Origin of the sequence: Brevundimonas phoenicis, from assembly GCF_047237745.1 — a bacterium.
Lineage (GTDB): Bacteria > Pseudomonadota > Alphaproteobacteria > Caulobacterales > Caulobacteraceae > Brevundimonas.
On sequence record NZ_JBDFLN010000001.1, the window covers coordinates 1846364 to 1862459 of the forward strand.

Annotated in this window: 18 protein-coding genes; 16 read left to right on the forward strand and 2 right to left on the reverse strand. The window is 66.8% G+C overall.

Translation table 11 applies throughout. The features are described 5' to 3' along the window. Positions 1-3 precede the first annotated feature (3 nt). From gor to ABC419_RS09150, 4 genes are all read left to right on the forward strand, one after another. Entirely contained in the window at positions 4-1389 is a 1386-nt protein-coding gene (gene gor / locus ABC419_RS09135) for a glutathione-disulfide reductase (RefSeq protein WP_412877649.1), read from the forward strand. A 90-nt stretch (positions 1390-1479) separates the two neighbouring features. Further along, entirely contained in the window at positions 1480-2220 is a 741-nt protein-coding gene (locus ABC419_RS09140) for a class I SAM-dependent methyltransferase (RefSeq protein ID WP_234287793.1), read from the forward strand. A gap of 83 nt (positions 2221-2303) precedes the next feature. Further along, a complete protein-coding gene (gene mmsB, locus ABC419_RS09145) occupies positions 2304-3203 on the forward strand; it encodes a 3-hydroxyisobutyrate dehydrogenase (protein ID WP_412877648.1) in 900 nt (299 codons plus the stop codon). Continuing rightward, positions 3200-3532: a hypothetical protein gene (locus tag ABC419_RS09150; RefSeq protein ID WP_412877647.1), complete on the forward strand. Its 333-nt coding sequence runs from the start codon at positions 3200-3202 to the stop codon at positions 3530-3532. Before mmsB ends, ABC419_RS09150 begins: the two co-directional genes overlap by 4 nt. On the opposite strand, the gene ABC419_RS09155 is transcribed toward ABC419_RS09150, so the two are convergent. After that, positions 3529-4620 carry an agmatine deiminase family protein gene (locus ABC419_RS09155; protein WP_412878156.1) on the reverse strand — a complete coding sequence of 364 codons (1092 nt, stop codon included), beginning with the start codon at positions 4618-4620 and terminating at the stop codon, positions 3529-3531. The genes ABC419_RS09150 and ABC419_RS09155 overlap by 4 nt on opposite strands. 178 nt (positions 4621-4798) lie before the next feature. Here ABC419_RS09155 and hemA point away from each other — a divergent pair, with 178 nt between their 5' ends. The 12 genes from hemA (at position 4799) to ABC419_RS09215 (ending at position 15439) form a co-directional block, all read left to right on the forward strand. Next, positions 4799-6025: a 5-aminolevulinate synthase gene (gene hemA, locus ABC419_RS09160; protein WP_412877645.1), complete on the forward strand. Its 1227-nt coding sequence runs from the start codon at positions 4799-4801 to the stop codon at positions 6023-6025. Next, complete coding sequence (locus ABC419_RS09165) at positions 6022-6207, forward strand: DUF6898 family protein (RefSeq protein WP_412877644.1); 186 nt, start codon at positions 6022-6024, stop codon at positions 6205-6207. The genes hemA and ABC419_RS09165 overlap by 4 nt, the downstream gene beginning before the upstream one ends. A 263-nt stretch (positions 6208-6470) precedes the next feature. After that, positions 6471-7754, forward strand: coding sequence for a serine hydroxymethyltransferase (gene glyA, locus ABC419_RS09170; RefSeq protein WP_412877643.1), 1284 nt, complete (start codon positions 6471-6473; stop codon positions 7752-7754). 12 nt (positions 7755-7766) lie between these two features. Next, positions 7767-8240: a transcriptional regulator NrdR gene (gene nrdR, locus ABC419_RS09175; RefSeq protein WP_003164743.1), complete on the forward strand. Its 474-nt coding sequence runs from the start codon at positions 7767-7769 to the stop codon at positions 8238-8240. Continuing rightward, complete coding sequence (locus ABC419_RS09180) at positions 8240-8866, forward strand: RibD family protein (RefSeq protein ID WP_412877642.1); 627 nt, start codon at positions 8240-8242, stop codon at positions 8864-8866. Before nrdR ends, ABC419_RS09180 begins: the two co-directional genes overlap by 1 nt. Before the next feature lie 77 nt (positions 8867-8943). Further along, a complete protein-coding gene (locus ABC419_RS09185) occupies positions 8944-9534 on the forward strand; it encodes a riboflavin synthase (protein ID WP_412877641.1) in 591 nt (196 codons plus the stop codon). Beyond that, complete coding sequence (gene ribB / locus ABC419_RS09190) at positions 9531-10667, forward strand: 3,4-dihydroxy-2-butanone-4-phosphate synthase (RefSeq protein ID WP_412877640.1); 1137 nt, start codon at positions 9531-9533, stop codon at positions 10665-10667. Before ABC419_RS09185 ends, ribB begins: the two co-directional genes overlap by 4 nt. Next, positions 10664-11125, forward strand: a complete 462-nt coding sequence (gene ribH, locus ABC419_RS09195; protein ID WP_040345280.1) for a 6,7-dimethyl-8-ribityllumazine synthase — start codon at positions 10664-10666, stop codon at positions 11123-11125. Before ribB ends, ribH begins: the two co-directional genes overlap by 4 nt. 41 nt (positions 11126-11166) lie before the next feature. After that, complete coding sequence (gene nusB, locus ABC419_RS09200) at positions 11167-11661, forward strand: transcription antitermination factor NusB (protein ID WP_087141445.1); 495 nt, start codon at positions 11167-11169, stop codon at positions 11659-11661. Next, positions 11648-12637 (forward strand): thiamine-phosphate kinase, encoded by a 990-nt coding sequence (thiL, locus tag ABC419_RS09205; protein WP_412877639.1) that lies wholly within the window; start codon positions 11648-11650, stop codon positions 12635-12637. Before nusB ends, thiL begins: the two co-directional genes overlap by 14 nt. A 40-nt stretch (positions 12638-12677) precedes the next feature. Further along, complete coding sequence (locus ABC419_RS09210; protein ID WP_412877638.1) at positions 12678-13103, forward strand: hypothetical protein; 426 nt, start codon at positions 12678-12680, stop codon at positions 13101-13103. A gap of 185 nt (positions 13104-13288) precedes the next feature. After that, entirely contained in the window at positions 13289-15439 is a 2151-nt protein-coding gene (locus ABC419_RS09215; RefSeq protein ID WP_087141417.1) for a sodium-translocating pyrophosphatase, read from the forward strand. A 165-nt stretch (positions 15440-15604) separates the two neighbouring features. On the opposite strand, the gene bamE is transcribed toward ABC419_RS09215, so the two are convergent. Next, positions 15605-16084, reverse strand: a complete 480-nt coding sequence (gene bamE, locus ABC419_RS09220) for an outer membrane protein assembly factor BamE domain-containing protein (protein WP_125901400.1) — start codon at positions 16082-16084, stop codon at positions 15605-15607. Positions 16085-16096 lie beyond the last annotated feature (12 nt).

Consider the following 16096-nt stretch of genomic DNA (forward strand, 5'->3'; position numbering starts at 1 on the left):
CCGATGGCCCAATACGACTACGACCTCTTTGTCATCGGCGCCGGTTCGGGCGGGGTGCGGGCGGCGCGGCTGACGGCGCTGGGCGGCAAGAAGGTCGCCGTCGCCGAGGAATACCGTGTCGGCGGCACCTGCGTCGTGCGCGGCTGCGTGCCCAAGAAGTTCATGGTCATGGCCTCCGAAGTCAGCCACGCCCTGGAGATCGCTGAGGGCTACGGCTGGTCCTTCGACAATGCGAAGTTCGACTGGCCGACCTTCCTGCACGCCAAGGACGTCGAGATCGCCCGCCTGTCGGGCATCTACGCCGCCAACCTGGCCAAGGCGGGCGTCGATCTGGTCCACGGCCGCGCCGTCCTGAAAAACGCCCACACCGTCGAGATCGTCGGCAAGAACCAGACCATCACCGCCGAGAAAATCCTGATCGCCACCGGCGGCCGCCCGTGGAAGCCGGAAGGGCTGACCGGCATCGAACATGCCATCACCTCGGAAGAGGCCTTCCACCTGCCCGAACTGCCCAAGCGCATCCTGATCGCGGGCGGCGGCTATATCGCGGTGGAGTTCGCGGGCATCTTTGCGGGGTTGGGCGTCGAGACGACGTTGATCTATCGCGGCCCGAACATCCTGCGCGGCTTCGATGACGACGTGCGCGCCCATCTGGCGGGCGAAATCGAGAAGCGCGGAATCAAGGTCATCCTCGGCTGCCAGCATTCTTCGATTGAGAAGACCGAGACCGGCCTGGTCAACCACCTCGAGAACGGCATGAAGATCGAGACCGACGTGGTCATGTTCGCCACCGGCCGCGTCCCCCATGTCAAGGGTCTGGGCCTCGAGACCGCCGGGGTCGGGCTGAACGACGAAGGCGCCGTCAAGGTTGATCAGCATTCCAGAACGACGGCCGACAACATCTGGGCCATCGGCGACGTCACTGATCGCATGAACCTGACCCCGGTCGCCATCCGCGAAGCCGTGGCCTTCCATGAGACGGTCTACAGGAACAACCCGCAGAGCTTTGATTATGAAGCCGTCGCCACCGCCGTCTTCAGCCAGCCGCCGGTGGGCACCGTCGGCCTGACCGAGGCCGAAGCTCGCCATGCCTGCTCGGGCGAGGTGGACGTCTATGTCACGCGCTTTCGGCCGATGAAGTACGCTTTCACCGGCTCGGACGAACGGGTGCTGATGAAGCTGGTGGTCGATGCCGACACCCAGCGTGTCGTCGGCTGTCACATTGTCGGCCCGGACAGCCCCGAGATGATCCAACTGGCCGCCATCGCCGTGAAGGCGGGCCTGACCAAGGCCCAGTGGGATGCGACCTGCGCCGTCCACCCGACCATGGCCGAGGAGCTTGTCACCCTGAAAGATAAGCAAGTTCCGGCCTCCATGTCCGCCGGATGACCCTGAGCGGCCGGCTTGCCAGTCGCTTCATCCGCGCGCCTTATGTTTTCTGAGGGCCCCGACTGGGGCGGAGACATCATGGAGTTCATCATGAAGCCGCATTTGCTCGCCGCCGCCGTCGCCGTTCTTCTGAGCGGCTCTCCGGCGCTCGCCCAGGACGCCGCCGCGCCCGCATATCGGGCTGCTGTCGCCGACACCCTGCGTCCGGCGGACGAGGTAGCGCGCGATTCTCTGCGCCATCCGGCCGAAATGCTGGCCTTCGCCCAGGTGAAGCCGGGCCAGCGTGTCGCCGACATCCGGCCTGGCGCGGGCTATTTCACCCGCCTGTTCGCGCGCGTGGTGGGCGAAGGCGGCCACATCTACGCCTTCGTGCCGAACCGCACGGCCGAGCGCGAGAACCCGCGCGCCGACGCCCTGGTCGCCGCCTATTCCAACGTCAGCCGCGTCAACGGCGACCTGGACGCCATGAGCTTCGACCAGCCGCTGGATCTGGTCTTCATGAGTCAGGAGTATCACGACTTCCACATCCCCCGTTTCGGCGTGGACGTGGCCAAGATGAACACCGACATCTTCAAGGCGCTGAAGCCCGGCGGCCTCTATGTCGTCATCGACCACCAGGCCGCGCCGGGCGCCGCCAACACCGTGGTCGAAAGCCTGCACCGCATCGAGGGCGCCCAGTTGCGCCGCGAGGTCGAGGCCGCCGGTTTCGTCTTCGACGGCGAGAGCACGGCCGTCGCCAACCCGGCCGACGACCACAGCCTGAACGTCTTTGACGAGGCGATCCGGGGCAAGACCGACCAGTTCGTCTATCGCTTCCGCAAACCGAACTGAGTCACCTCGTCTCAAATTGGTGACTGGCGAAGCGGGTCGTGCGGCGCTAACCCTCGGCCAAAATCCATAAGGGAAACGCACAGATGACTCGCATCGCCTTCATCGGTCTGGGCAACATGGGCGGCGGCATGGCCGCCAATCAGGCCAAGGCCGGGCATGACGTGGCCGCCTTCGACCTGTCGCCCGCCGCGCTGGAGCGCGCCGCCGAGGCTGGGTGCCGCACCGTCGCTTCGGTCGCCGAGGCCGTGAAGGACGCCGAGATCGTCATCACCATGCTGCCCGCCGGGCCGCACGTCCTCAGTGTCTATTCCGACCAGATCATCGGCGCCGCGCCCTCCAGCGCCCTGTTGCTGGATTGCTCGACCATCGACGTCGAGACGGCGCGCAAGGTCGCAGGTCTGGCCAAGGAGGCGGGCTACGCCTTCGCCGACGCTCCTGTCTCGGGCGGCACCGCCGCCGCCGACGCCGGCACCCTGGCCTTCATGGTCGGCTGCGACGAGGCCGACTTCGCCCGCGTCGAACCGGCGCTCGATCCCATGAGCCGCATCACCATCCGCGCCGGCGATCACGGCGCGGGCCAGGCGGCCAAGATCTGCAACAACATGCTGCTGGGCATCTCGATGATCGGCACGTGCGAGGCCATCGCCCTGGCCGAGAAGCTGGGTCTGGAGCCGGAACGCTTCTTCGAGATCGCGTCCAAGTCCTCGGGCCAGTGCTGGAGCGTCAGCAACTACTACCCCTGGCCCGGTCCTGTGCCGACCGCGCCGTCGAACCGCGAATACGAAGGCGGTTTCGCTGCGGCCATGATGCTGAAGGATCTGAAACTGGCCCAGGACGCCGCCGCCAAGGCCGGCGCCACGACGCCGTTGGGCGCCCAGGCCGAGGCCCTCTACGCCCTGTTCAACGGTCTCGGCTACGGCGGCAAGGACTTCTCCGCCATGGTGCAGATGCTGCGCGGCCGCGTCGATACCCTGGCGCAATGACCGAACAACCGCCCCTCTACCACGAGGACGTCGCCGGCTATCGCCAGCCGATGGTGACCTCGATCGGGATCATCATGGGCTTCCTGCTGGCCTTTATGGCCAATTGGGCAGTCAGCGAGGAAGAGGGGCGGGTGCTTCAGGACGCGGCTGACTGGCTGGTCGCCGTCACCATCCTGATCAGTATTTCGCTGATGGTCGTCACCCTAGCCCGGTTGCTCGACAATCGGGTGCGCGAAGACGTCGGTCGGCGCTACCACACGACCTATCGGCTCTACATCGCCTCCATGACCGTCGGTCTGGCAGGACTGATCGCCGCCCTGATCATCTAGGCCGGCTGCTGCTGCGTTGCGCAGTGGATGCCGCCGCCCGATGCGCCGAGAGCATCGATGTTGAGTTGCACAATTCGTCGTCCTGGATAAAGGGACGCCAGCACGTCGCGCGCCTCGTCATCCGCGGCCTGATCACCGAACTGGGCGGCGATCACCGCCCCGTTGCAGACGTAGTAGTTGACGTAGCTGGACACGAAGTCGTCCGACGTCCCGCGAATGTCGATCGGTTCCGGCAGCCGCACGATCTCCAAAGGACGCCCGCGCGCATCCGTGGCCCGCTGGATGATCCCGAGGGTTTCATGAGCGGCGGCCGACCAGGGGTTGTCAGGGTCAATTTCGTCATCGATCTGGATCAGCACCTGTCCCGGCGCCGTGAAGCGCGCCAGGGCGTCGATATGATAGTCGGTGATGTCCTCGCCCTTGATGCCCGGCGCCCAGATCATCTTCGTGCCGCCGACGGCGGCGCCCAGCCGATCCGCAATTTCATCCGCGCTCAGACCGGGATTGCGGTTGTCGTTCACCCAGCAACTGGCGTGGGCCAGCATCGTCCCGGCGCCGTCGTGCTCCAGTCCGCCCTGTTCGCCGATCACGCCGCTGTCGATCAGCGGCAGGCCCAATCGCGCCGCCACGCGCTCGGCGATCAGGCCGTCGTTGCGGTGGCGCTGCTTGTTGCCCCAACCGTTGAAACGGATGTGGGCGACAGCCATTTGCCCCGCCGCATCCTTGACGAAGGTCGGGCCGCTGTCGCGGCACCACAGATCGTCGGTTGGAATGTCCCAGAATTCAACCGCACTGCTGAATTTGGCGCGGTTCAGACCGCGCGCGCCGGGCGCCGCCATCATGGCCACAGGCTCGTGCTCGCTGATCGCATTGGCGATAGCCAGGATGTTCGCCTGCACGACGGCAAGGTCGCGGGCGCCATAGACATCGACGCTGACGGGCCACTGCATCAGGGTCCGTTGATGTGGGGCGCTTTCCAGAGGCATCTCATAAGCAGGACGCGGAGCGCTGGATGACGGCGCTGCGCAACTCGCCGTTCCGGCCCCGAGCGCAGCCAGTCCCGTCTGCATCATATGTCGTCTGTTCATGACCTCAGACTACGCCTGGACGCTGGCGTCGCAAAGCGTGGCCGCTGCCGCCGCTGCAAGTCTGAGAATCGTTATCAATTAAGGGGTTGGGACGTTTTGTCCGGCTCCTGACATGGACAAGACAGGGCGGTGCGCGCAATTAGGCCGCGAAAGCTGCATAAGCGAAAGAAGCGCCGCCTTGTTCGACTATAAGTCCGCCTTTCAGAACTCTGTGGATCAGGTCCGCAGCGAAGGTCGCTATCGCGTCTTCGCCGATCTGAAGCGGGTGCGCGGCCAGTTTCCTCGGGCGGTGCGACGCCGTGAGGACGGCGCCCAGCAGGACGTCGTCGTCTGGTGCTCCAACGACTACCTGGGCATGGGCCAGCACCCGGTGGTGATCGACGCCATGCAGGCCGAGATCGAACGCACGGGCGCCGGGGCAGGGGGCACGCGCAACATCTCGGGCACCACGCGCTCGGCCGTGGATCTGGAAGCCGAGTTGGCCAGCTGGCACCAGAAGGAGGCGGCCCTGCTGTTCACCTCGGGCTATGTGGCCAATGAGGCGACGCTGTCGACCCTGCAGAAGATCCTGCCGGGTCTGATCACCTTTTCGGACGCGCTGAACCACGCCTCCATGATCGCGGGCATCCGCAACGGCGGCGGCGAGCGTCACATCTTCCGCCACAACGACCTTGAACACCTTGAGGAACTGCTGGCCGCCGCGCCGGCCGATGCGCCCAAGCTGGTCGCCTTCGAGAGCGTCTATTCGATGGACGGCGACATCGCCGACATCGCCGGCACCATCGCCCTGGCCAAGAAATACGGCGCCTTGACCTATCTGGACGAAGTTCACGCCGTCGGCCTGTACGGCGAGAGCGGCGCAGGCGTGGCCGAGCGCGACGGCGTGCTGGACGGCATCGACATCGTCGAATGCACCCTGGGCAAGGCCATCGGCGTCATGGGCGGCTACATCGCCGCCGACGCCGTGATCGTGGACGCGGTGCGCAGCTGGGCCTCGGGCTTCATCTTCACCACCAGCCTGCCGCCCGCCCTGACCGCCGGGGCTCTGGCCTCGGTCCGCCACCTGAAGGCGCACCCGGAACTGCGCGACGCCCATCAGGAGCGCGCCGCCACCCTGAAGCGCCGTCTGTCCGAGGCGGGGATCCCTGTCCTGCCCAGCGTCAGCCACATCGTGCCGGTCCACGTCGGCAACCCGGTGCACTGCAAGTTGATCTCGGACATGCTGCTGGAAGAACACGGCATCTACGTCCAGCCGATCAACTATCCCACCGTGCCCAAGGGGACCGAGCGCCTGCGCTTCACTCCGTCGCCCGATCATGATGATGCGATGATCGACAAGCTGGTCGATGCGATGGACAAGCTGTGGTCCCACTGTAACGTGGCGCGTCGTCCGGTCGCGGCATGACGACCGACGCCGAACTCGGCGAGATCATCGTCGAGTTCGTTCGCAACGGCCCCTATGTGAAGTGCTCCGCCGTCCACACGGCTACGGGCGTCGAGGTCTCCGCCATCGGTCCGGCCGTCGAGCCGCGTGCGGTCGAACGGGTGGCGATCGCCAAACTGAAGCGTGCGCTGGCGACGCGTTGAACCGACCCTCTCTCGTCCGTTATCCTCGGGCTTGACCCGAGGATCGGATTGTCCGTCGGCGCGACGTGGGAAGGCGTGAGCGCGCCCCTCGCTTGATCCTCGGGTCAAGCCCGAGGATGACGGCGTTTGGAGGGCGGATAGCGTACCTGCGCGGGAAGCGCTCCGGTATGCCCGCGTCTTCCACCCCCTAGATGTTGTGGTGTTCGGCGGCGCGGCCTAGAAGGGAGCGCCGTTTCCGCCTTCAGCCTTCGGGATGCCTGCCTGTGACCGCCTTCACCCACGACTCCTACTTCTCCAAGAGCCTCGCCGACGCCGATCCGGCGATCTTCAAGGGCATCCAGGGCGAGCTTGGCCGCCAGAAGGAGCAGATTGAGCTGATCGCTTCGGAAAACATCGTCTCTCAGGCGGTGCTGGACGCGCAGGGTTCGGTCCTGACCAACAAATACGCCGAGGGCTATCCGGGCCGTCGCTACTATGGCGGCTGCGAATTCGTCGACATCACGGAAGATCTGGCCCGCGAGCGCGCCAAGGAGCTGTTCGGCGCCGCCTTCGTCAACGTCCAGCCCCACTCGGGCGCCCAGGCCAACCAGGCGGTCTTCTTCTCCCTGCTTCAGCCGGGCGACACCTTCCTGGGCATGGACCTGGCCTGCGGCGGGCACCTGACGCACGGCTCGCCCGCCAACCAGTCGGGCAAGTGGTTCCGTCCCGTCACCTATAAGGTGAACGAAGACGACCATCTGATTGATTATGATCACGTCGCCGAGATGGCCCAGAAGGAGAAGCCCAAGCTGATCCTGGCCGGCGCCTCGGCCTACAGCCGCCACATCGATTTCAAGCGCTTCCGCGAGATCGCGGATTCGGTCGGCGCCTATCTGATGGTCGACATGGCCCACTACGCCGGTCTGATCGCCGGCGGCGTCTATCCCGACCCGATCCCGCACGCCCACGTCGTCACCACCACGACGCACAAGACCCTGCGCGGCCCGCGCGGCGGCATGATCCTGTCCAACGACCTGGACCTGGGCAAGAAGATCAACTCGGCCGTCTTCCCCGGCCTGCAGGGCGGGCCGCTGGAGCACGTCATCGCCGCCAAGGCCGTGGCCTTCGGCGAGGCGCTGAAGCCCGAGTTCAAGCTCTACGCCCAGCAGGTCGTGAAGAACGCCCAGGCGCTGGCCGCCGTTCTGGTCGAGCGCGGCCTGGCCATCGTCTCGGGCGGCACGGACAGCCACCTGATGCTGGTCGATCTGCGTCCCAAGGGCGTGACCGGCAAGGCCACCGAGCATGAGCTCGAAAAGGCGCTGATGACCTGCAACAAGAACGGCGTGCCGTTCGACACCGCGCCCTTCACCGTCACCTCGGGCGTCCGTCTGGGCACGCCGGCGGGCACCACGCGCGGCTTCGGCGAGGAAGAGTTCAAGCAGATCGGTCACTGGATCGCCGACGTCGTCTCTTCGATGAACGGCGGCGACGAAGCCGATCCGGCCGTGGTCGCGGGTGTCGCCGCCCAGGTGCGCGAACTGACCGCGCGCTTCCCGATCTATCGCTAAGAGGCCCATCGGATGAAGTGCCCCTTCTGCGGAAACGCCGATACTCAGGTGAAGGACAGCCGCCCGTCTGATGACGGCGCGGCCATCCGGCGCCGTCGGTCCTGCCCGCAGTGCAACGGGCGCTTCACCACCTTCGAGCGGGTGCAGCTGCGCGAACTGGTCATCCTGAAACGGAACGGCCGCCGCACCCCCTTCGACCGGGACAAGCTGGAACGCTCGCTGGGCATCGCCCTGCGTAAACGCCCGGTCCAGCCCGATCAGGTCGAGCTGCTGGTCAGCCGCATCGTGCGTCAACTGGAAAGCCTGGGCGAGACCGAGATCCCGTCGCACATCGTCGGCGACTTCATCATGAAGGCGCTGAAGTCGGTCGATGAAGTGGCTTATGTCCGCTACGCTTCGGTCTACAAGGACTTCCGCCACACCAGCGACTTCGCCAAATTCCTCGGCGACGAGGGCTTCGACGAGACCAAGTCCGGCCAGGACTGATGCGCCCGCGCGTCACCCTTAAGCTGGCGACCTCTCTGGACGGCCGCATCGCCACGGCCACGGGCGAAAGCCAGTGGATCACCGGGCCGGAGGCGCGCCTTCAGGGCCACCGCCTGCGCGCGGCGCATGACGCCATCCTGGTCGGCGTCGAGACGGTGCTGGCCGATGATCCCGAACTGACAGTGCGCCTTCCTGATTACGAAGGTCCGCATCCTCTCAGGGTCGTCCTCGACAGCCGCTTGCGGACCCCCGTGATGGCCAAGGTCGCATCCGGCAACACCCTGATCTTCACAACAGCCCAACCCCGCGCCATCGGCCAGGCCGAGGTCGTCGCCGCCGCCGCCGATGACGGCCGTCCCGCCGTTTCCGCCGTCCTTGACGCGCTGACCGCCCGCAACATCGGCTCCATCCTGATCGAGGGCGGGGGCCGCGTCGCCGCCTCCTTCATCCAGGCGGGCGCGGTGGACGCGATCGAGTGGTTCCGCGCGCCGATGCTGCTGGGCGGGGAAGGGCGGCCCTGCATCGCCTCCCTGGCGCTTGCAAAGCTGGCCGACGCCCCCAAGTTCCGTCGTCTGGGCGTCGAGCCTGTTGGAGACGATCTGTGGGAACGCTACGCCCGCGACTGACGCCTCCTCTGGCGCGATTTCAGACGAATTAGACTAATTAGACTCTGTTTTTTGGGTCCGAAGGGACCGGAGCTTTCATGTTCACCGGCATCGTCACCGACATCGGCCGCGTCCGCAGCGTCCGTGAAACCAACCGCGACCGTCGCTATGAGGTCGAGACCGTGTGGGACACGGCGACCATCGACCTGGGCGCCTCCATCAGCCACGCGGGCTGCTGCCTGACCGTTACGGAGAAGGGGGAGGGCTGGTTCGCCGTCGAGGTCTCGGGCGAGACCCTGTCCAAGACCAAGCTGGGCGACTGGCGCGAGAACACCCGCGTCAACCTGGAGCGCGCCGCCAAACTCGGCGATGAACTGGGTGGACATATCGTCTCGGGCCACGTCGACGGTCTGGGCGAGGTCATGTCCATCACCCCCGAGGGCGGATCGCACCGCATCGTGATCGAGGCGCCCGCGCCCCTGCACAGATTCATCGCCCCAAAGGGCTCAATCACGGTCGATGGGGTTTCCCTGACGGTGAATGGGGTGCATGAGCGCCGCTTCGACGTGAACATCATCCCGCACACGTGGGATGCGACCACCCTCGGCGGCCTAAAGGTCGGCGAAAGGGTCAATCTGGAGATCGACATGCTGGCGCGTTACCTCGCGCGGTGGCAGGAGACCGCATGATGAAACTGGCCGTCCACAATACCGATAGCCCGATCAGCTCGATCGAGGACATTATCGAGGACGCCCGCAACGGCCGCCCCTACATCCTGGTGGACGCCGAGGATCGCGAGAACGAGGGCGACATCGTCATTCCGGCCCAGTTCGCCACGCCGGACCAGATCAATTTCATGATCCGCTATGCGCGGGGCCTGGTCTGCCTGGCCCTGACGTCCGAGCGCGCCAAGCAGCTGCGCCTGCCGCCGATGGCCGCCGAGAACCGCGAGAGCATGGGCACGGCCTTCACCATCTCGATCGAGGCCAAGGAAGGCGTGACGACCGGCATCTCGGCCGCCGATCGCGCCCATACGGTCCAGGTGGCGGCTGATCCGTCGCGCACGGCTGACGACATCGTCTCGCCGGGCCACATCTTCCCCCTGGTCGCGCGCGACGGCGGCGTCCTTGTCCGCACCGGCCACACCGAGGCGGCCGTCGATATCAGCCGCATGGCCGGCCTGATCCCGGCCGGGGTGATCTGCGAGATCATCAAGGACGACGGCGAGATGGCGCGGATGCCCGACCTGATCGCCTTCGCCCAGATGCACGGGCTGAAGATCGGCACCATCGCCGACCTGATCGCCTATCGCCGCCGCACCGAGCGCTTTGTCGAGCGCGTGATGGAGACGCCGTTCGAAAGCGTCCACGGCGGCGCGTTCAAGCTGATCCTGTACCGCAACACCATCGAGGGCGCGGAGCATGTCGCCCTGGTGCGCGGCGACATCGACCCGACCAAGCCGACCGTCGTGCGGATGCACCAGGTCGACTTCGCCGCTGATCTGCTGGGCCATGTCGAGGCCCGCCAGGACTATATTCCGAAGGCGATGCAGGCGCTGGCGGCCCAAGACGGGCCGGGCGTCGTCGTCTTCCTGCGCGATCCCGACCTGCATGGTCTGGCCGAGCGGCTGGGCGGCGTCGCCAAGCCCGCGGCCGTGGATCGTTCTCTGAAAGCCTATGGCGTCGGGGCGCAGATTCTGCTCGACCTCGGCGTCAAAGACATGATCGTGATGAGTTCGACGCGACCCAATCCGACGGCGCTTGAAGGCTACGGCCTGCGCATCGTCGGCTGGCGCGACATGGACGGAGAAGACCAATCTTGAACGACCCCACTCGCGTCCTCATCGTCGAGGCGCGCTTCTACGACGAACTGGCCGACGCCCTTCTGGAAGGGGCGAAGGACGCCCTGCGCGCGCAAGGCGTTCAGTATGACGTCGTGACCGTGCCCGGCGCCCTGGAAGTGCCGACCGTGATCGCCATGGCCGAGGAGGCCGGACGCTATCCGACCGCGCCGCGCTATGACGGCTATGTCGCCCTGGGCTGCATCATCCGCGGCGAGACCTATCATTTTGAGATCGTCTCGGATCAGTCGGCCGCCGGCATCACCCAACTGGGCCTCAAGGGCCTGGCCATCGGCAACGGCATCCTGACGACCGAGGACGAGGATCAGGCCTGGGCCCGCGCCCGCCTCAGCGAGGGCGACAAGGGCGGCTTCGCGGCCCGCGCCTGCCTGGACCTGATCGCCATCCGCAAGCGCCTGCGCGGAGGACTGGCTTCGTGAGCGAACCGACCAACACCACCCCGGCCACCGTCGCCGAAGTCATGGCTCAACTGGCTGAGGCTGACAAAGCCCGCGCTGAGCCCCAGCTGACCAGCCGTCAGCGTCGCGCCCGCACGGTCGCCCGTCTGGCTGCTGTTCAGGCCTTGTATCAGATGGAGCTGGCGGGCGAGGGCGTCGACAGCGTCGTGCGCGAGTTCCGCAATCACCGCTTCGACGCCGACATCGACGGCGCCCCCCTGGCCGAGGCGGACGAGGACTGGTTCGCCGCCGTCGTGCACGGCGTGGTCGAAGACCAGCGCGCGGTGGACGAGGCGGTCAAGGCGCGCCTGGCCTCCAACTGGCGGCTGGAGCGTCTGGACGCGACCCTGCGCGCCCTGCTGCGCTGCGGCGCGTGGGAGCTGAAGCACAAGCCCGACGTGCCGCGTGAAATCGTGATCGACGAATACGTCGAGCTGGCCAAGGCCTTCTTCGACGATGCGGAGGCGAAGTTCGTGAACGCGGCGCTTGACGGCGTGGCGCGTGATGCCCGCGATTGACGTCGCAGGCGAATTCGAGACCATCCAGCGGCTGCTGAAGCCGCTGGCGCACCCGGAATGGGCGCGGGGGCTGGCCGACGATGTGGCCGCGCTGCCCTCGCGTCCGGGGCACGACCTCATCCTGACCAAGGATGCGATCGTCGAGGGCGTCCACTTCCTGCCCGACGACCCGCTGGAAACGGTGGCGCAGAAGCTTTTGCGCGTGAACCTGTCCGACCTGGCCGCCAAGGGGGCCGAGCCGTTCGGCTATCTGCTGGCCTGCCACTGGTCCCCGCGCTGCGGCTGGCCCGAGCGCGAGGCCTTCGTCGCCGGGCTGCGGCGCGATCAGGCCATCTTCGACATTTCCCTGCTGGGCGGCGACACGGTGAAGACGCCGGGGCCGGCCAGCTTCTCGGCCACCCTGCTGGGCTGGGCGCCGTCGGGCGCAGCGGTCAGCCGGGCCGGGGCGCGGCCGGGCGATCTGGTCTTCGTCACCGGCACGATCGGCGACGGCTGGCTGGGCCTTCAGGCCGCTCAGGCGACGTTGAGCCTGGAGCCCGAGCGCATGGACGCGCTGGAGGCCGCCTATCGCACGCCTATGCCGCGCGTGGAGTTCGCACCCGTCGTTCTGGGGCTGGCGACCGCCAGCGCCGATGTCTCCGACGGCCTTCTGGCCGACGCCGCCCATATCGCCGAGGCCAGCGGCGTCTGCCTCGCGATCGACCTGGAGCGGCTGCCCATGTCGGCGGCGGCGCAGGCCTGGTTCGAGGGGCGCGTCGATCCGCAGGCGGCGCTGGAGCTGCTGGCCAGCGGCGGCGACGACTATGAGATTCTGCTGACCGTCCCGGCGGGCGCCGAAAACGCCCTGCGCCGTGAGGCCGAGCGCCGCCATCTGCGTCTGACCTGCGTCGGCCGGGTGGCCGAGGGCAGGGGGCTGTCGCCGCGCTATCTGGGCCAGGTCATCACCCCGACCCGCACGGGCTGGACCCACGGCTGAGGGCAACGGAATCCTAACGGGAGCAGGCCAGATTGCCATCATGAACCGCCGCGCCCTGATCCTCGCCGTCGCCGGCGCCGCCCTGTCGGGGACGGCCGCAGCAGCCTCGCCATCGGCGGAGACGCCCGCTCAGCCGGCGAGCATCAACCTGACCGGCGTCGGCCTACCGATCATCGTGGGCGGCCGGGTCCGGAACTACATCTTCGTGGTGCTGAAGCTGCATCTGGGTGAAGGCCACGCGCTGGATGCGGTAAAGGCCAAGGAGCCCTATCTGCGCGACGCGCTTGTCCGCGCCGGGCACCGCACGCCCTTCGTCCTGGCCGACGACTGGACCCAGTTGGACACCGCAGCCATGAGCGCCAGCCTGATCCGCTCGGCCGATACGCTGATCGGCAAGGGCGCTATCGCCCGCGTCGAGGTCGTCAGCCAGGCTGCGCGCCGCCGTACGGGCCTGCGCAGCGGCTGACCCGCCCGCTGAAGAGCAGTGTTGCGCCACGTCCCGGCATTTGGCACGATTTAGCCGCAATTCCCGAGGGGCGTGAATTTGCGTCCGTAAGCGCACGGGGGGACCGGAAGGCGGCCGAGAGGCGACAACGCCCGTAGCGCAGCCCATGGATCCGCGCGCCCAGTTGCATAGGGCTTGGAAACGCCATGACGTCATATCTTTGGCTGGTCATCGCGGCCGGCGCTTTGGGGGTGCTTTACGGCGCCGTCCAGACCGCCGCCCTGATGAAGGCCGACAGTGGTAATGAACGGATGCGTGAGATCGCCGCGGCGATCCAGGAAGGGGCATCCGCCTATCTGAAGCGTCAGTACACAACGATTGGCATTGTAGGGGTCGTGATCTTGGTCGCGGCCTATTTTCTTATCGGAACCTGGGCGGCGCTCGGCTTCCTGATCGGCGCGGTCCTGTCGGGCGCGGCGGGCTATGCGGGGATGCTGATCTCCGTGCGCGCCAACGTCCGCACGGCCCAGGCCGCGTCGCAGAGCCTATCCAAGGGTCTGGACCTGGCCTTCCGCTCGGGCGCCATCACCGGCATGTTCGTGGCGGGCGGCGCGCTTCTGGGCGTGTCCGGCTACTACGCCTTCATGACGCAGGGTCTGGGCCACGCCTCGACCAGCCGCGAGGTCATCGACGGCCTGGTGGCGCTGGGCTTCGGCGCCTCGTTGATCTCCATCTTCGCGCGACTGGGCGGCGGCATCTTCACCAAGGGGGCTGACGTCGGCGGCGACATGGTGGGCAAGGTCGAGGCGGGCATCCCTGAGGACGACCCTCGCAACGCCGCCACCATCGCGGACAATGTGGGCGACAATGTCGGCGACTGCGCCGGCATGGCCGCTGACCTGTTCGAGACCTATGCCGTCACCACGGTGGCGACCATGGTGCTGGCGGCCATCTTCTTCCGCAACCAGCCCTATGTGGACGTACTGATGCTGCTGCCTCTGGCGATCTGCGGCGTCTGCATCGTGACCTCGATCATCGGGACGTTCTTCGTCCGTCTGGGCAAGAGCGGCAACATCATGGGGGCCCTATATCAGGGGCTGATCGTGACCGGCCTGCTGTCATTGGTCGCCGTCTGGTGGGTGATCAACACCTTGTTGCCGGGCGCGGTCGAGACCTCAGGCGGCCTGCTGATCCAGCCCATGAACCTGTTCTGGGCGGGCGCTGTGGGTCTGGTGGTGACGGCGGCCATCGTGGTGATCACCGAATACTACACCGGCACGGGCTTCCGGCCGGTGAAGTCGGTGGCCAACGCCTCGGTCTCCGGGCACGGCACCAACGTCATCCAGGGCCTGGCCATGTCGCTGGAGGCCACGGCGCTTCCGGCCCTGACCATCATCGTCGGCATTGTCGCGGCCTATCAACTGGCGGGCCTGTTCGGCATCGCCATCGCCACCACCACCATGCTGGGCGTGGCGGGGATGATCGTGGCGCTGGACGCCTTCGGCCCGGTCACCGACAACGCGGGCGGCATCGCCGAAATGGCGGGCCTGCCGCCGGAAGTCCGCGTTTCGACCGACGCTCTGGACGCCGTGGGCAACACCACCAAGGCCGTGACCAAGGGCTACGCCATCGGTTCGGCGGGCCTGGGGGCGCTGGTTCTGTTCGCCGCCTATGTGGAGGACTTGAAGTTCTTCGCGGCCGAGGCGGCGCCGGGCAGCTTCTTCTACGGTCTGGGGACGGTCGCGTTTGATCTATCCAACCCCTATGTCGTGGTCGGGCTGTTGTTCGGCGGCTTGCTGCCCTTCCTGTTCGGAGGGCTGGCGATGACGGCGGTGGGGCGCGCAGCCGAGGCTGTCGTGGCCGAGGTCCGGCGTCAGTTCCGCGAAAACCCCGGCATCATGACGTTCGAGACCAAGCCGGAATACGGACGGGCCGTCGACATCCTGACCAGCGCGGCCATCCGCGAAATGATCGTGCCGTCGCTGCTGCCGGTGCTGTCGCCGATCGTCCTGTTCGTCGTCATCCTGTTCATCCAGCCGGACAAGGCCAACGCCTTCGCCGCCCTGGGGGCCATGCTGATGGGGGTGATCGTGACGGGCCTGTTCGTCGCCATCTCCATGACGTCGGGCGGCGGCGCCTGGGACAACGCCAAGAAGGTGATCGAGGAAGGCTTCACCGACAAGAACGGCGTGGTTCACGGCAAGGGGTCCGAAGCGCACAAGGCCGCCGTCACCGGCGACACTGTGGGCGATCCCTACAAGGACACCTCCGGTCCGGCGGTGAACCCGATGATCAAGATCACCAACATCGTCGCGCTTCTGCTGCTGGCGGTGTTGGCGAGCGGCAAGATCGTCTGACCGCGCGTCGCTGAAACTGAAAACGCCCCGGAGATCGCTCTCCGGGGCGTTATCTTTTTTGCGCCTATGCTCGCGACACGGTCGCTCGCGGCTTGAGGGCTTGTTTGCGCCCTACGTTCGCGACGCGGTCGCTCACGACTTGTGAGCGCCTGTTTGTAGGGGCCGTTAGTCCGGGCGGCGCTGGCCGGGGACATCGTCCTCGGTGCGCGGCAGTTGGCCGCGGCCGACGTTGCCGAGCAGCTGTTCGAGGATGGTCAGCTGGCGGCCGCGGGTCGGGGTCTCGCGGCGCTCCATGGCGATCTGGCGGCCATCTTCCAGGCCCAGATTACGAACAGAGGCGACCTTGCCGTCGGCTTCGCTGAAGGTGATCTCCGTCACGGTCCGCTGCGACACTTGGGGCTTGTTATAGGTGTAGCGCTGCGTTGTCTGGGTCAGGTAGTACCAGACGTTCTCCGACTCGAAGGTCGAGGTCGTGGACGGCGTCCCCAGCTTGGTCAGCACGGTTTCGCGGGTATCCACCCCGGACTGGATATCCTGGGGTTTGGCGTCCACCGCTTGGAAGCCTTGGGTGGCGACAACCGGCGCACAGGCGCCCGCAGCAGCAGCGAGCGAGGCGGCGATGATGAGCGACGTAAAACGGGGCATCGGCGATGGGCC